The sequence below is a fragment of the Pseudomonas sp. MUP55 genome (assembly GCF_034043515.1).
GTDB lineage: Bacteria > Pseudomonadota > Gammaproteobacteria > Pseudomonadales > Pseudomonadaceae > Aquipseudomonas.
In genome coordinates this window covers 2,563,488-2,577,434 of the sequence record NZ_CP138214.1, presented here as the reverse complement: position 1 = coordinate 2,577,434, position 13,947 = coordinate 2,563,488, and the positions used below count along the sequence as shown (strand labels likewise).

At 61.4% G+C, this 13,947-nt stretch carries 12 protein-coding genes; 6 read left to right on the top strand and 6 right to left on the bottom strand.

Annotation, left to right across the window (positions count from 1 at the left end):
• Positions 1-16 precede the first annotated feature (16 nt).
• Entirely contained in the window at positions 17-763 is a 747-nt protein-coding gene (locus SC318_RS11580; protein WP_320430900.1) for a creatininase family protein, read from the top strand.
• 135 nt (positions 764-898) lie between these two features.
• On the opposite strand, the gene SC318_RS11575 is transcribed toward SC318_RS11580, so the two are convergent.
• Both SC318_RS11575 and SC318_RS11570 read right to left on the bottom strand, forming a co-directional pair.
• Positions 899-1,240, bottom strand: a complete 342-nt coding sequence (locus SC318_RS11575) for a hypothetical protein (RefSeq protein ID WP_124386372.1) — start codon at positions 1,238-1,240, stop codon at positions 899-901.
• Between the two features lie 44 nt (positions 1,241-1,284).
• The gene (locus tag SC318_RS11570) at positions 1,285-1,929 is read right to left on the bottom strand and encodes an ATPase (RefSeq protein WP_320430899.1); all 645 of its coding nucleotides are present in this window, start codon (positions 1,927-1,929) and stop codon (positions 1,285-1,287) included.
• A gap of 142 nt (positions 1,930-2,071) precedes the next feature.
• Between SC318_RS11570 and SC318_RS11565 the strand changes: the two genes are divergently transcribed.
• Positions 2,072-2,344, top strand: a complete 273-nt coding sequence (locus SC318_RS11565; protein WP_320430898.1) for a hypothetical protein — start codon at positions 2,072-2,074, stop codon at positions 2,342-2,344.
• Here the strand turns inward: SC318_RS11565 and yfcF are convergent.
• On the bottom strand, positions 2,319-2,951 hold the full coding sequence (yfcF, locus tag SC318_RS11560) for a glutathione transferase (RefSeq protein ID WP_320430897.1): 633 nt from the start codon (positions 2,949-2,951) through the stop codon (positions 2,319-2,321). The two genes, SC318_RS11565 and yfcF, sit on opposite strands and share 26 nt — an antisense overlap.
• 100 nt (positions 2,952-3,051) lie before the next feature.
• On the bottom strand, positions 3,052-3,603 hold the full coding sequence (locus SC318_RS11555; RefSeq protein WP_320430896.1) for a DUF924 family protein: 552 nt from the start codon (positions 3,601-3,603) through the stop codon (positions 3,052-3,054).
• Between the two features lie 97 nt (positions 3,604-3,700).
• On the opposite strand from SC318_RS11555, the gene SC318_RS11550 reads away from it, so the two are divergent.
• Complete coding sequence (locus SC318_RS11550) at positions 3,701-4,855, top strand: acetyltransferase domain-containing protein (protein ID WP_320430895.1); 1,155 nt, start codon at positions 3,701-3,703, stop codon at positions 4,853-4,855.
• 23 nt (positions 4,856-4,878) lie between these two features.
• Here SC318_RS11550 and SC318_RS11545 read toward each other — a convergent pair whose 3' ends face one another.
• Positions 4,879-5,508 carry a DNA-3-methyladenine glycosylase I gene (locus SC318_RS11545; RefSeq protein ID WP_320430894.1) on the bottom strand — a complete coding sequence of 210 codons (630 nt, stop codon included), beginning with the start codon at positions 5,506-5,508 and terminating at the stop codon, positions 4,879-4,881.
• 231 nt (positions 5,509-5,739) lie between these two features.
• Between SC318_RS11545 and SC318_RS11540 the strand changes: the two genes are divergently transcribed.
• The 3 genes from SC318_RS11540 (at position 5,740) to SC318_RS11530 (ending at position 8,617) form a co-directional block, all read left to right on the top strand.
• Positions 5,740-7,050 carry a C4-dicarboxylate transporter DctA gene (locus tag SC318_RS11540; protein ID WP_306492789.1) on the top strand — a complete coding sequence of 437 codons (1,311 nt, stop codon included), beginning with the start codon at positions 5,740-5,742 and terminating at the stop codon, positions 7,048-7,050.
• A gap of 161 nt (positions 7,051-7,211) precedes the next feature.
• Positions 7,212-7,913 carry a FadR/GntR family transcriptional regulator gene (locus SC318_RS11535; protein WP_320430893.1) on the top strand — a complete coding sequence of 234 codons (702 nt, stop codon included), beginning with the start codon at positions 7,212-7,214 and terminating at the stop codon, positions 7,911-7,913.
• A 17-nt stretch (positions 7,914-7,930) separates the two neighbouring features.
• Complete coding sequence (locus SC318_RS11530) at positions 7,931-8,617, top strand: GntR family transcriptional regulator (RefSeq protein ID WP_320430892.1); 687 nt, start codon at positions 7,931-7,933, stop codon at positions 8,615-8,617.
• 145 nt (positions 8,618-8,762) lie between these two features.
• Here the strand turns inward: SC318_RS11530 and SC318_RS11525 are convergent, their stop codons facing one another.
• A complete protein-coding gene (locus tag SC318_RS11525; protein ID WP_320430891.1) occupies positions 8,763-13,631 on the bottom strand; it encodes an NAD-glutamate dehydrogenase in 4,869 nt (1,622 codons plus the stop codon).
• Positions 13,632-13,947 lie beyond the last annotated feature (316 nt).

Below are 13,947 nucleotides of genomic sequence, written 5' to 3'. Positions count from 1 at the left end.
TAAAAGAGAGCGTCGCATGCTTCTACATAAATCCACCTGGATCGAGATCGGGCAGTTTCTGGAGCGCAGCCGCACGGTGGTGATCCCCATCGGCTCCAACGAACAACACGGCCCGACCGGCCTGCTGGGCACCGACTGGATGTGCCCGGAGATCATCGCCGTCGAGGCGCAGAAGACTGCCGATATCCTGGTCGGCCCCACCTTCAACATCGGCATGGCCCAGCACCACCTGGGCTTTCCCGGCACCATCTCGCTGCGCCCTTGCACCTTCATCGCCGCGATCGGCGACTGGGTACGTTCGCTGGCCGGGCACGGTTTCGACAAGATCCTGTTCCTCAACGGCCACGGCGGCAATATCGCCACCATCGAAGCGGCGTTTTCCGAACTCTATGCCGAGGCCAGCTATGCCCGCCGTCCTGCCGGGTTCGCGCTCAAGTTGGTCAACTGGTGGGACCTGGAGGGCGTCACCGACCTGGCGCAGCGCCAGTTCCCGGTGGGCCATGGCAGCCACGCCACGCCATCGGAGATTGCCGTGACGCAATGGGCCTATCCGGACGCGATCAAGTCGGCCGATTATTCGCCGAAAATCGCCAACACCGGCCCGATCCGCGAAGCGCTGGACTTCCGCGCGCGCTTCCCCGACGGCCGCATGGGCTCGGACCCGGCGTTAGCGACGGTGGAAAAAGGCGGCGAATTGGTGGCGCTGGCAGCGCAAGGGCTGATCAAGACGGTGAACAACTTCAGCAACGAAGCAAAACCCTGAATCGAACGCCATCCAAATGTGGGAGGGGGCTTGCTCCCGATAGCGGTGGGTCAGCTACAGTTTTGCTGACTGACACACCGCCATCGGGAGCAAGCCCCCTCCCACATTTGATCTGGTATTCATTCTGGGCCTGGCTTACTTGCAGTCCTGCGCCGCCTGCTCGAGGCGCGATGGCTTGAGCGCCGACGCCAGGGGCTTGCGCTCATAAAGGAACACCTTGGTGCCGTCCTGGGACTTGTACGCTTCCAGCACATCATCGGCCGCGATCTTGCTGGTCAACAGCACTTTGGCGTGACGCGAGTTCTGGGTCACGGTGGAGGTGATGCCGTGCTTTTCAAGCTTGGGCAATACGCACTGCACATAGCCTTCGGGGGTCTTGGCGGTCTGCAGGGTCAGCGAGGGGGCGTTCGGAGCCGTGATACAGCCAGTCAACAGCAAGGAAGCAGAGGCCAGGGCCGGGGCGAAAAAAGAGCGCATAGACATTCCTGAAAATAACCAATAGATCCCCATCAATCCGCGTATCAACCGGCGCGGACCAGGGCTTTTAGCGACGCATCAAATTGCTTCAAGGCATCTTGTTGTACATCTCGCTGCTGCTCGATCTGCGCAGCAATCTCGAGTGCCGACTTGTCATGCACCCATACCGACGGCACCTGCTTGCCCACCGAGCCTTCGGCCTTGGCGATGTATTGCAGGTCGGCGTCATAGAACCGCGCGGTAAAGCGCGCCTCGACTACGTCATTGCGCTGGGTCAGCAATTGATTATGGGTATCGAGCACCACCACCACGTCCGGATGCGCCTGCACCAGATCATCGAGGCTGGGGTAGACGGTTACCGAAACGAATGTGCCTTGCAGAGTGTTCATCAGCCAGTCGATGGCCAGTTCCGGATCGGAGCTGTTGACGAAGGCCTGGCGAATACGCGCATCCAGAGCATCCTTCGCGCCATTCATGGCCATGGCATGGTAGCGCTCAAGGTAGCTCTGGTTGTCCCGCGTGTTTTCGCTGTACAACACCCCTACCGACTGAGCACGCTGCAGAGAGTTTACGCTACCGACGAGGGGCAGCAAATGGCCTGTACGCAGCTCATCGGCAATCGCCGGGTTGGCCAGCACTGCACTGCCGAGCATCAGGGTCATCAAAGCAAACTGGATTATCGTCCTCATCGCGCATTTCCTTGAGCAGCGTTTCGATGAGCGGATTTTGCGCTTTTGCCATAAAAACAGAACTTGTGATCCTTGATGGTGACTATCATTTGAACCGATAGTGTCAGGCAGCCCAGCCCCATAAAACTATAAGGACCGTGCCATGAAGCCTCACCAGAAAACCTTCGACCGCATCCGCGAAGCTGTCTTGCCGGAGTATCGCGAGCGGGTCGCCGAGTACCTGGTCGACTATGAAAACGTCCTGCTGGACGAGACGCGTGGCGCCGACGAGCAATCCGCCAGCGCCCAGCAACTGCGGGGCTACCTGCGTGGCTTGAACACCACCCGCGTGCTGGGCATGGCGGACTGGGAAGACCTGGACCGGCGCGTCGCGCAGATCAACGAACCCGCTATACCCCAGGGCGTGGCTGGTTGACCCATTCCTGCACCGACGGCCGCTGCCACTGGCGCCGGGCATAGGCCACCAGCTCGGCAGGCACGGCGTCGCCATTGAGAATCAGGCGATTGAGCATCACCGCCAGGTCCACGTCGACGATCGACCAGTTGCCGAACAAGTAATGCGGGTTACCCGCCAACAACCCCTGCGCCACACTGATCAACTTGCCCGCCGCCGCCTGCGCCACCGGTGACAGGGGCGGCATCTGTTGACCGCAGAACACCACCAGGGTCGAACGCTCCTGGCGAATCGGCAGCAGGTCACTGCGCAGCCACGCCTGCACCTGCCGCGCCCTCGCCCGCTGCTGCCGATCCGTCGGGTAAATGGGGGTGTCGGGGTAGGCTTCGTCCAGGTATTCGGTGATTGCCGAAGATTCCGATAGAGAAAACTCGCCTTCCTCCAGCGTCGGTACCCGCTGGGTCAGTGACAAGCGAGCGTATTCCGCGGCCTGATGCTGGCCGGCATCCAGGTCCAACGGCACGGTTTCGAATGCCAAGCCCTTTTCCCGCAAGGCGACGAACACCGACATGGCGTAGGGGCTGGTGTACAGCGAATCAACGTAGAGGCGCAGCGCAAGGTGGCTCATGGACGATCTCCTTGAAATGAGGCCTCACGCTACGAGATCCGGGGAAATAAAGACAATGCGCTGTTTTTATGGGGGCATTCCTGGTGGGAATAGCGCTGGCCTAGCCGGCGAAGCCTCCAGCGCTGAGGAAGTCTTGTTCTTCATCCGTGGTTTCTCTTGCCAACACCGCATTGCGATGGGGAAACCGCCCAAACCGCTCGATGATTCGCGCGTGTTCCTTGGCCCAGTGGTAGGTGCTGGCATTCAGAGGCTGGTTGAGCTCGACAGAGCGTTGCTGGTCCTTCGGGTCTTCGGAGTGCTCGAACGGCAGGTAACAAAACGCGCGCAGCTCGGGTTCGATCAAGGCGTCCAACCCGGCGTCCACCATCCGCCGTGCATACAGGCGCGCCAGCGGATCGGTGGCGAACATGTGCGCCGTGCCGCGAAACGCGTTGCGCGGGTACTGGTCCAGCAGAATCAATAGGGCCAACGCGCCGTGGGGCGACTCCAGCCAATCCTCCAGTTCACGCCGCGCCGCTTGCAGGTGGGCGGTATAGAAAGTGTCGCGAAACAGCGTGTCGAACCTGTCGTCCTTGGCGAACCAGCGCTTTGGGCCCGCCTGTTTCCAGAATTCGATGACGGCTTCGGCCGAGGGTGTATCTGCGCGTGCCATGGGTGCCTCCAATAAGTTCGCCTTCGCGGCGCGGCAATCTGTCGATTAATGTTATAGGATAACGCTAATTTTTCGCCCGGCCTTGTGAACCGTCCCCATGACTGATGCTGTTGCGCTACGCCCTCGCCTGCTTTCCATCGACGCCCTGCGCGGCCTGGTGATCCTGTTCATGCTGCTCGACCACGTACGCGAAACCTTCCTGCTGCACCGCCAGGTGAGCGACCCGATGAGCATCGACGCCACCGAGCCGGCGCTGTTTTTCAGCCGCACCCTCGCCCATCTTTGCGCCCCGGTGTTTGTGCTGCTCACCGGTTTGTCGGCCTGGCTGTATGGTCAGAAATACCAAAGTCGGCGCGCGGTGTCGGCATTTTTATTCAAGCGCGGGCTGTTTCTGGTGGTGTTGGAGTTTACCCTGGTCAACTTCGCCTGGACCTTCCAGTTGCCGCCCAGCGTGATTTACCTGCAAGTGATCTGGGCGATCGGGGTCAGCATGATCGCCCTCGCCGCGCTGGTGTGGTTGTCGCGCCCGCTGCTGATCACCTTGGCGCTGGCGATCATTGCCGGGCATAACCTGCTGGACGGCGTCCATTTCGCACCCGGTTCGGCACTGCAGGTTGTGTGGTCGATCCTGCATGAGCGCAGCTGGATCCAGGTGTCAGACAGCCTGCGTCTGCGCGTGACTTACCCGGTGCTACCGTGGATCGGCGTGATTGCCCTGGGCTACGGCCTCGGCCCGTGGTTTGCGACTGCCGCGCTGCCCGCCGTGCGCCAGCGTTATTTGCTGCTGGCGGGTGCAGGCGCGCTGCTGGGTTTTGTATTGTTGCGGGTGGCCAACGGGTATGGCGAAAAACCCTGGCACGCCTATGAAAGCAGTGTGCAGACAGGCATGAGCTTCTTCAACATCACCAAATACCCGCCTTCGCTGTTGTTCCTGGCGCTGACATTGGGCATTGGCCTGTTGTTGCTGCTGGCGTTCGAACGCGCCGGGCATAAACGCTGGATCAGCGTGCTCGCGGTATTTGGCGCGGCGCCGATGTTCTTTTACCTGTTACACCTGTATGTACTGAAAATCCTGTATGTCGCGGCTGTCGCCGTGTTCGGGCTTGATCATGGCAATTACTTCGGCTTCGACAGCATTGGCGCCGTGTGGCTGGCCGCGATGGCGCTGCCCCTGGCGCTGTACCTGCCGGTACGCTGGTTTGCCGGGCTGAAGGCGCGGCGCAGGGATATCTCCTGGCTCAAATACCTCTGACGCATCGGCGTGGGCTCAATGACTCAGGGTCGTTGGAATTGGTCGCGCAGCGCGTCGATGCGCTCACGGCAGACGCAACCCTGCAGGTGATCATTGACCATCCCCATCGCCTGCATCAGCGCATACATCGTGGTCGGGCCGACAAAGGTCCAGCCACGTTTCTTCAGGGCCCTGGATAACCGCACCGACGCCGCCGACGTCGGGTTGGCCGTCCAGTAGGCCATGTCCACCACCGCCGGGCGCTCCTCTGAGCCGGGCTCGAACGACCACAGCCAATGCGCCAGCGAACCGGTCTCGCTCACCAGCTCGCAGGCCCGGCGTGCGTTGTTGATAGTGGAAACAATCTTCGCCCGGTTGCGCACGATACCGGGGTCGCTCATCAAGCGGTCGATATCCGCCTCGCCATACTGCGCCACTTTGCGAAAATCAAAACTGTCGAATGCCTGCCGAAACTGCTCGCGTTTGCGCAAAATGGTGATCCACGCCATCCCCGCCTGAAAACCTTCCAGACAGATCTTCTCGTACAACTGGATGTCGTCTGCCACGGGCACGCCCCATTCATGGTCGTGGTAATGGGGATATTGCGGCGCGGCGTTGCGCCAGGCGCAATGGGTGCGCCCGGCGTCGTCCGTGGTCAGTCCTGTTGGATCCATCTGTCACCTCGCGTACCGAGCTCGGATGATACGCAAAAAAAATTCTGCCCCGCCAACCGCTCAAGCATCGCACTTGCCGACCCACTGGTCAGACCGGGGCCCATCAACCACCGAATATTTGCTTGTAGTTTGAAAAAAACCGAGCGTAGACTGGCCCGGCACTGGACTTACCGGTAAGACCACAACAATTAAGCCCTGGAACCACCAGGGCACCGAATAGAGATCCTTCCCATGCTCAGATGGTGCTCGCGTTCGATTTTCCTGCAAGTCGTGATTGGCCTGATGCTAGGCGTCATTTGCGGCCTGGCCCTTCCCGAATTCTCCTCGCAACTCAAACCCCTGGGTGACGGCTTTATCAAGCTGATCAAAATGCTGATCGGCCTGATCGTGTTCTGCGTGGTGGTCAGCGGCATTTCCGGCGCCGGCGACTTGAAGAAAGTCGGGCGCATTGGCCTCAAGTCAGTGATCTACTTTGAAGTACTGACCACCGTCGCCCTGGTGCTTGGCCTGATCATGGCCTTCAGCACCGGCATCGGCAGCGGCGCCAACATCCACCTGGAACAGCTCTCCTCCGCCGGACTGAATGAACTGGCCGACAAGGGCCAGCACATCCGCGGTACCAGCCAGTTTCTGATGGAGCTGATCCCCAACTCGGTGATCGGTGCCTTTGCCGACAACAACGTGCTGCAGGTGCTGTTGTTCTCCGTACTGTTCGGCAGCGCGCTGAACCTGGTGGGTGAAGCGGCTTCGGGCATCTCGCGGCTGATCAACGAACTGAGCCATGTGATCTTTCGCATCATGGGCATGATCGTGCGCCTGGCGCCGATCGGCGTGTTCGGCGCCATCGCGTTCACCACCAGCACCTACGGCCTGGACTCCCTGCAACACCTGGGCAGCCTGGTGGGCCTGTTCTACCTGACCTGCTTTGCCTTCGTCGGGCTGATTCTGGGCCTGGTGATGCGCCTGTCCGGCCTGCGCATGCTGCCGCTGCTCAAATACCTGCGTGAGGAGTTGCTGATCGTGATGGGCACGGCGTCCTCCGACGCCGTGCTGCCGCAGATCATGCGCAAGCTCGAGCATCTGGGCATCGGCAGTTCCACCGTCGGCCTGGTGATCCCCACCGGCTACTCGTTCAACCTCGATGGTTTCTCCATCTACCTGACCCTGGCCATTGTCTTTATCGCCAATGCGACCGGTACCCCGCTGTCGATGACCGACTTGCTGACCATCCTGCTGGTATCGTTGATCACCTCCAAAGGCGCCCACGGTATTCCGGGCTCGGCGCTGGTGATTCTGGCGGCAACGCTCACGGCGATCCCGGCGATTCCGGTGGTCGGCCTGGTGCTGGTACTGGCGGTGGACTGGTTCATGGGCATTGGTCGAGCCTTGACCAACCTGATCGGCAACTGCGTCGCCACCGTGGCCATTGCCCGTTGGGAAAAAGACATCGATATCCAGCGCGCCAACAAGGTGCTGGACGGCCAGCAAGGCTATGCCTTCCAGGCCAAGAAGCCGGTGGTGCCGGCGCATCAGGAGTTCTGAAAATGGCATAGATCAATGTGGGAGGGGGCTTGCTCCCGATAGCGGTGTGTCAGGCAGTACTTCGATAACTGCACCACCGCTATCGGGAGCAAGCCCCCTCCCACACTTTGATCTTCAACAGCTTGACTAGCGTGTTCGCAATTTTAAGGAGTGCATGAGACGTGATCAGCACCTCGACCGTCGTCAATTCAGTGGTAGAAAAACTGCGCGCCGCCCTGGCGCGTGGCCAGTGGCGGCGTGGCGAAATGCTGCCCGGCCAGCGTGAACTGGCCGAACAGCTGGGCATCAGCCGGCCGAGCCTGCGCGAAGCGGTGATTGTGCTGGAGACCCTGGGCCTGGTGCGTTCCATGCCTGGCAAAGGCGTGGTGGTGCTGGAAACCAGCATCAGCGAGCCGCAGTCGAGCGACGCCGTGGCGGATGCCAGCCTGGAAGACATCCTGCAACTGCGCTACACCCTCGAACCCTTCATTGTCGGCCTGGTCGCCCAGTCCATCAGCAGCAAGGAGATCGGTCAACTGCGCCTGACCCTGATGGACATGCGCGAAGCCCTCGAGGCCGAGGATGCCGAAGCCGGCATGAACGCCTATATCGACTTTCACGAAGAACTCTTCGCCCTGACTTCCAACCCGATCTTCCAGAACGTGGTGCAACAAACCAGCAACGCGCTCAAGCAAAGCGCCCAGGTGCTGCGCAATTCCCCCGAGCACCTGGCCGAGCGCCTGCGGGAGAACGAGGCGGTGGTACGGGCCATCCGTAACAAGAACAGCGCCCTGGCCAGTGCCGAGATGCGTCGGCACATCCTGCAGGAAGGCCTGCGCATGGGCATTCGCTTGAACATCCCGGACGACCATCTGGGCAGTTGATATTTTGGAGAACGGCCATGAACGCTCCCGCGCTGCAACGCAACCCCATCCTCCCCGCTCTGCGCCTGGTGGCGGGCAAGAAGCCTTCGGTCGATGACATCTACCCTCGCCTGTTCGATGCGATCCTCGAACAGCGCATCGCCCCGGCCAGTCGCTTTACCGAAGAGAGCCTGGGTGAAACCTTTGGCGTAAGCCGCAGTGTGATTCGCCGCGTGCTGGCCAAACTGTCCCACCAGCACGTGGTGATCCTGCGCCCCAACCAACGCGCACAGGTGGCGGCGCCGGATGCCCAGCAGACCCGGCAGATTCTCGAAGCGCGGCGCATGACCGAAATAACCGTGGTGCAACTGGCGTGCACCCAGGCGACCGGCACACAGGTGCGTCAGCTGCGTGAACTGATCAGCCACGAACGCGAGTGCATCGAGCGCGACCAGCGCGGGCCGGCGATTCGTTTGTCGGGGGAGTTTCACCTGCTGTTGGCCGCCATCGCCGGAAATGGCCCGCTGGCACAGTTCCTCAACAGCCTGGTGCCGCTGACGTCACTGGTGATTGCCCAATATGAAGCGAAAGCCTGCACGTATTGCGCGTGGCAGGAGCATGTGGCGATTGTGGATGCGATTGAGCAGCGGGATACGAGTACGGCGGTGGGCTTGATGACCCAGCACCTGGATCACCTGGAAAGCAAATTGCTCAAACACCGCTGACCTTCAAATAAATGAAGAGCCAAATGTGGGAGGGGCGGTGCGACGATTCGACTTGCCCCCGATAGCAGAGTGTCAGTCACCACCTCCATGACTGACTCACCGCTATCGGGAGCAAGCCCCCTCCCACAGGTGTTTCACCAGGGCATCAAGCCGGTTGCAACACCGACTGACCGCTCAACGCCAAGTCCAGCAACTCCCGGTTGGCCACCGCATACATGGCGTAGTCCGTGCCAACCGCAGCACGAATTTCCACCATCATGGCGCGCCAGCGATCAGCCATGTCCTGGTGCTGCTCAAGCCACAGGGCCACGCGGGCTTCCATGTCTTGTGGCGCGTCGGCCATCTGCAATACCGAAATGGTGATCGCCCGTTGCTGCCAGTCCACGTCGTCGCGGAAGGCTTCGCGGGCCTGGGCCTGCCAGTTGTTGGCCACCGGCAGGTCGCTGATCTGCTGCAGGTACCACGGCAGGTCCAGGGCGCTGCCGACGGCGAAGTAGGCCTTGGCCACCTCAGCGGCGTCATGCCCGGTCACGTCGGCGGCTTCGATGATCGGCAGCAGGGTGTACAGGTGCGTAGTACCTGCAACCATGCGCGCCAACAACTCCGGTACGCCGGCCTGGGTGTAGGCCTGGTAACGGTTTTGCCAGCCTTCACGGGTCGGGCCTTCCAGCAGTTCGTCGAGCTTGAGACCCAGCGCCGCCAGGTGCGGACCGAAGTGCGCCGTGTCACGCCCGGCGTCCTGCTCGTTGCGACGGCTGCGCAGGAACCAGCGCGTGGCGCGACGGCCCAGGCGCATCAGTTCATCCATCAGCTCCAGTTGCACGTCGGCTGAAACCTGGTGGTCCAGGGCTTCGATCTGACGGAACCAGTGCGGGAGGTGGAAGATGTCGCGAACGATCACGTAGGCGCCCGCAACGTTCGCCGGGCTCATGCCGGTCGACTCTTTGAGTCGTTGAACGAAGGTGATGCCCATGTGGTTGACCAGGTCGTTGGCGATCTGGGTGCTGACGATTTCGCGCTTCAGACGATGGCGACGCATGGCTTCGGAGAACTTGGCCACCAGGCTCGGCGGGAACGCGGTCTCCATGTCACGGGTCAGGTACTCGTCATCCGGTACCTGGGACTTGAGCAGCGCTTCCTTGAGGTCGATCTTGCTGTAGGAAATCAACACCGACAGCTCTGGACGCGTCAGGCCCTTGCCATTCGCGGCGCGCTCGGTGAGCTGCTCCTCGGTCGGCAGGTACTCGATGGCGCGGTCCAGCTTGCCACGGCCTTCCAGGTCGCTCATCAGGCGCTTGTACTCGGCAGCACGCTCGTAAGCCTTGCGCGCAGCCAGGGACAGGGCCTGGGTCTGCTTGTAGTTGTTGCCCAACACCAGGTTGCCGACTTCGTCGGTCATGCTCGCCAGCAACTGGTTGCGTTGCTTGTCGGTCATGTCACCGGCCTGCACCACTTCGTTGAGCAGGATCTTGATGTTCACTTCGTGGTCGGAGCAGTCCACGCCACCGGCGTTGTCGATGAAGTCGGTGTTGGAACCGCCGCCATTGAGGCCGAATTCCACACGACCCAGTTGGGTCATGCCCAGGTTACCGCCCTCGCCCACCACCTTGCAGCGCAGCTCGTTGCCGTTGACACGCAGCGCGTCGTTGGCCTTGTCGCCTACATCGGCGTGGCTTTCGGTGCTGGCCTTGACGTAGGTACCGATACCGCCGTTCCACAACAGGTCCACCGGCGCCTTGAGCAAGGCGTTGAGCAGTTCGGTCGGGGTCAGCTTGTCGGCCTGGATGTCGAAGCGTTCTTTCATCTGTGGCGAGATGGCAATGCTCTTCGCGCTGCGCGAGAAGATACCGCCGCCTTCGGACATGATGCTGGTGTCGTAGTCGGTCCAGGCCGAACGCGGCAGTTCGAACATGCGCTGGCGCTCGACGAAGCTGGTTGCCGGGTTCGGGTTCGGGTCGATGAAGATGTGCAGGTGGTTGAAGGCCGCGACCAGTTGCAGCTTGTCGGACATGAGCAAGCCGTTACCGAACACGTCACCGGCCATATCGCCGACGCCGACCACGGTGATGCTGTCTTCCTGCACGTTGATGCCGCGCTCACGGAAGTGACGCTGCACACCCACCCACGCGCCCTTGGCGGTGATGCCCATTTTCTTGTGGTCGTAACCGGCCGAACCGCCGGAGGCGAACGCGTCGCCCAGCCAGAAGCCGTAATCGATGGCGATACCGTTGGCGATGTCGGAGAAGGTCGCAGTGCCCTTGTCCGCCGCCACCACCAGGTACGGGTCATCGTCGTCATGGCGCACAACGTTGACCGGCGGCACCAGGACGCCGTCTTTGAGGTTGTCGGTAATGTCCAACAGGCCGGAAATGAAGATGCGGTAGCAGGCGATGCCCTCGGCCGCGATCTCGTCACGGCTGCCGCCCAATGGCAGGCGACGGGGCAGGAAGCCGCCCTTGGCGCCCACGGGCACGATCACCGAGTTCTTCACTTGCTGGGCTTTTACCAGGCCGAGCACTTCGGTACGGAAGTCTTCTTCACGGTCCGACCAGCGCAGGCCGCCGCGAGCGACGTTGCCAAAGCGCAGGTGCACACCTTCAACCCGTGGCGAGTAGACGAAGATTTCAAACTTCGGCACCGGCTTGGGCAGTTCGGGGATGGCGCGCGGGTCGAACTTGAAGCTGAAGTACGACTTGTTCTGGCCGTTGGCGTCAGTCTGGTAGAAGTTGGTGCGCAGGGTCGCCTTGATCAGGTCCAGGTAGCGACGCAGGATGCGGTCTTCGTTGAGCACCTGAACGTCGTCCAGGGCGCTGAGGATCGCTTGTTCCAGACGCTGCTGCTTGTCTTCCAGGTCGTCGGCGGTGAGCTTGCGCGCCAGGTAGAAGCGGGTCTTGAACAACCGGGTCAATTCGCGGGCGATATCGGTGTGGTTGTTCAGGGTGCTGGCGATGTAGCCGAGGTCGAAGCCCAGGCGGATCTGCTTGAGGTAACGGGCGTAAGCGCGCAGCAGCGCGACGTCGCGCCATGGCAGGCCGGCGGTGAGTACCAGACGGTTGAACGCATCGTTTTCGGCATCGCCGTGAACGATATGCACGAACGCGTCCTGCAGGGTGTCGTTGAGCTGCTGGATATCCAGGTTCACGCCTTCGGCGGCGATGAACGCGAAATCATGGATCCAGAACTCGCGGCCATTGGCGTGGCGCAGGCGGTACGGGAACTCGCCCAGCACGCGCAGGCCGAGGTTTTCCAGGATCGGCAGCACGTCGGACAGCGCCAGCGGGGTGTCGGCGTGGTAGAGCTTGCAATGCAGCTCACGCTGGCCGGAGACCTGGCCCAGCGGCTGATAGAAGCTCATCACCAGCGGGTTGGCTTCGGTCAGGCTGTTGAGGTGCTGCATGTCGACCACGGCCGAATGCGCGGCGAAACGCTCGCGGTAGCCGGCCGGGAAGCCTTTCGGGAAATCGGCCAGCACGTTGGTGCCTTGCGCTTCGCCGAAGCTTTCCACCACCAGGCTGGCGTAGTCGTCCTGCCAGCTGCGGCAGGCCTGCACCACTTCCTTTTCCAGTTGCAGCGGGTCGATGTCCAGGCGGTTCTTCGGGTCAACCCGCAGAATCAGCTGGACACGGGCCAGCACGGATTCGGAGAAGAACGTCCAGAATTCGCAGTCCGAGGCCTTCAGGCGATCCATCAGCACTTGCTGGATCTTCTGGCGCACTTCGGTGGAATAGATGTCACGCGGCACGTAGGCCAGGCAGTAGCAGAACCGGCCATACGGGTCTTTGCGCAGGAATACGCGGATCTTGTTGCGTTCCTGGATCTGCACGATCGACATCACGGTGCTGAACAGCTCATCCACCGGGGTCTGGAACAGGTCGTCACGTGGCAGTACTTCAACCACCTGGGCCAGTTCCTTGCCCAGGTGCGCCTTGGCCTGGAAGCCAGAACGACGCTCGATTTCCGCGACCTTGCGGCGGATGTAAGGAATCACCCGCACGCTTTCGCCGTACACCGAGGAGGTGTAGAGGCCCATGAAACGGTGTTCCTTGAGGACCTTGCCGTCGGCGCTGATCTCACGGATCGACACGTAGTCCGGATACGCCGGACGGTGCACGCGGCTCGGGTGTGCCGCCTTGGCGAACGACAGCACGGTCGGTTCGCGCAGGTAGGCGACGGCGTAGTCTTCGATGCGCAGGTCTTCGGCGGTGAGGCCGGCGCGCAGCAGCTTGGTCAGGCCGAGGAAGGAGCTGGCGTCATATTCGATATGACCGCCGTCCGCCTCGTCACGTACCACGAACTCTTCATAGCCCAGGAAGGTGAAGTGGTTGCCCACCAGCCATTCGAGGAAGTTCTTGATCTCGGCTTTTTCTTCGCCGTCGATCGCGAACGCGCTGGCGTCGATACCGGCCAGCAGGTCCTGGACCTTGGCTTTCATCGGTTCGAAATCAGCCACGGCCACGCGCACTTCGCCCAGCACCTGCTCAAGCTCTTTGCTCAGCACATTCAGTTCGGCGGCGTTGGCGCAGCGGTCGATCTCCAGGTACATCAGCGATTCTTGCAGGATGCCTTCGCCCTGGGTGCCCTTGGGCAGGATTTCCAGCAGCTCGCCCTTGCTGCCGCGACGCACGCTGAGCACGGTGGTCTGCAGGGTATGGATGCTGTAGCCACGGCGGTTCAGCTCGGTACGTACCGAGTCCACCAGAAATGGCAGGTCATGGTGCAGCACTTCGACCGCGGTGTGGGTCGATTGCCAGCCATGACGTTCGTAATCGGGGTTGTAGACCCGCACTTGCGGTTGGGTGTGATCAAAGCGCTCAAGCAGGCGCCAGGCAGACAGGGTGCAACCGGCCAGGTCGGAAAGGCGACGCTGGGTCAGTTCGTCCAGGGAAATAATGCCGAAGAATTGCTCAGCGAACAGCGCCACTTGTGGCAGTGCCTGTTCACTGATGTGCTGCGCCAGTGCCGCTTGCAGTTGATGCTGGAAGTCGGCCTTGCTGGCTGCGGTGAAGAACGCCATCTGTGGTACTCCGCTTGGGCTTGTTATTGATGGAAGCGTCGCGTGTTATCCCCTTGCGGGGAGACCGTCAGCTCTGTTCGTCGCTAACCTTATAACGAATCGAGGTGACAGGTGGGTGAAGCTGCGCAAGGCGATCAGGTCACATCGGATGCACCGGTTGGCAGGTGACGGAACGACGGGCAGGTCAACGGCCTGACTGTGGCGCATCCACTGGGCAGCTTAACGAGTGTAGGAAGACGGTTGCTTTCCGTACGGCGACATATTCGGTCAAGCACAGGCAAACCTGAAGAAGCTCGCTTTCCCAGCCTCGGCAAGC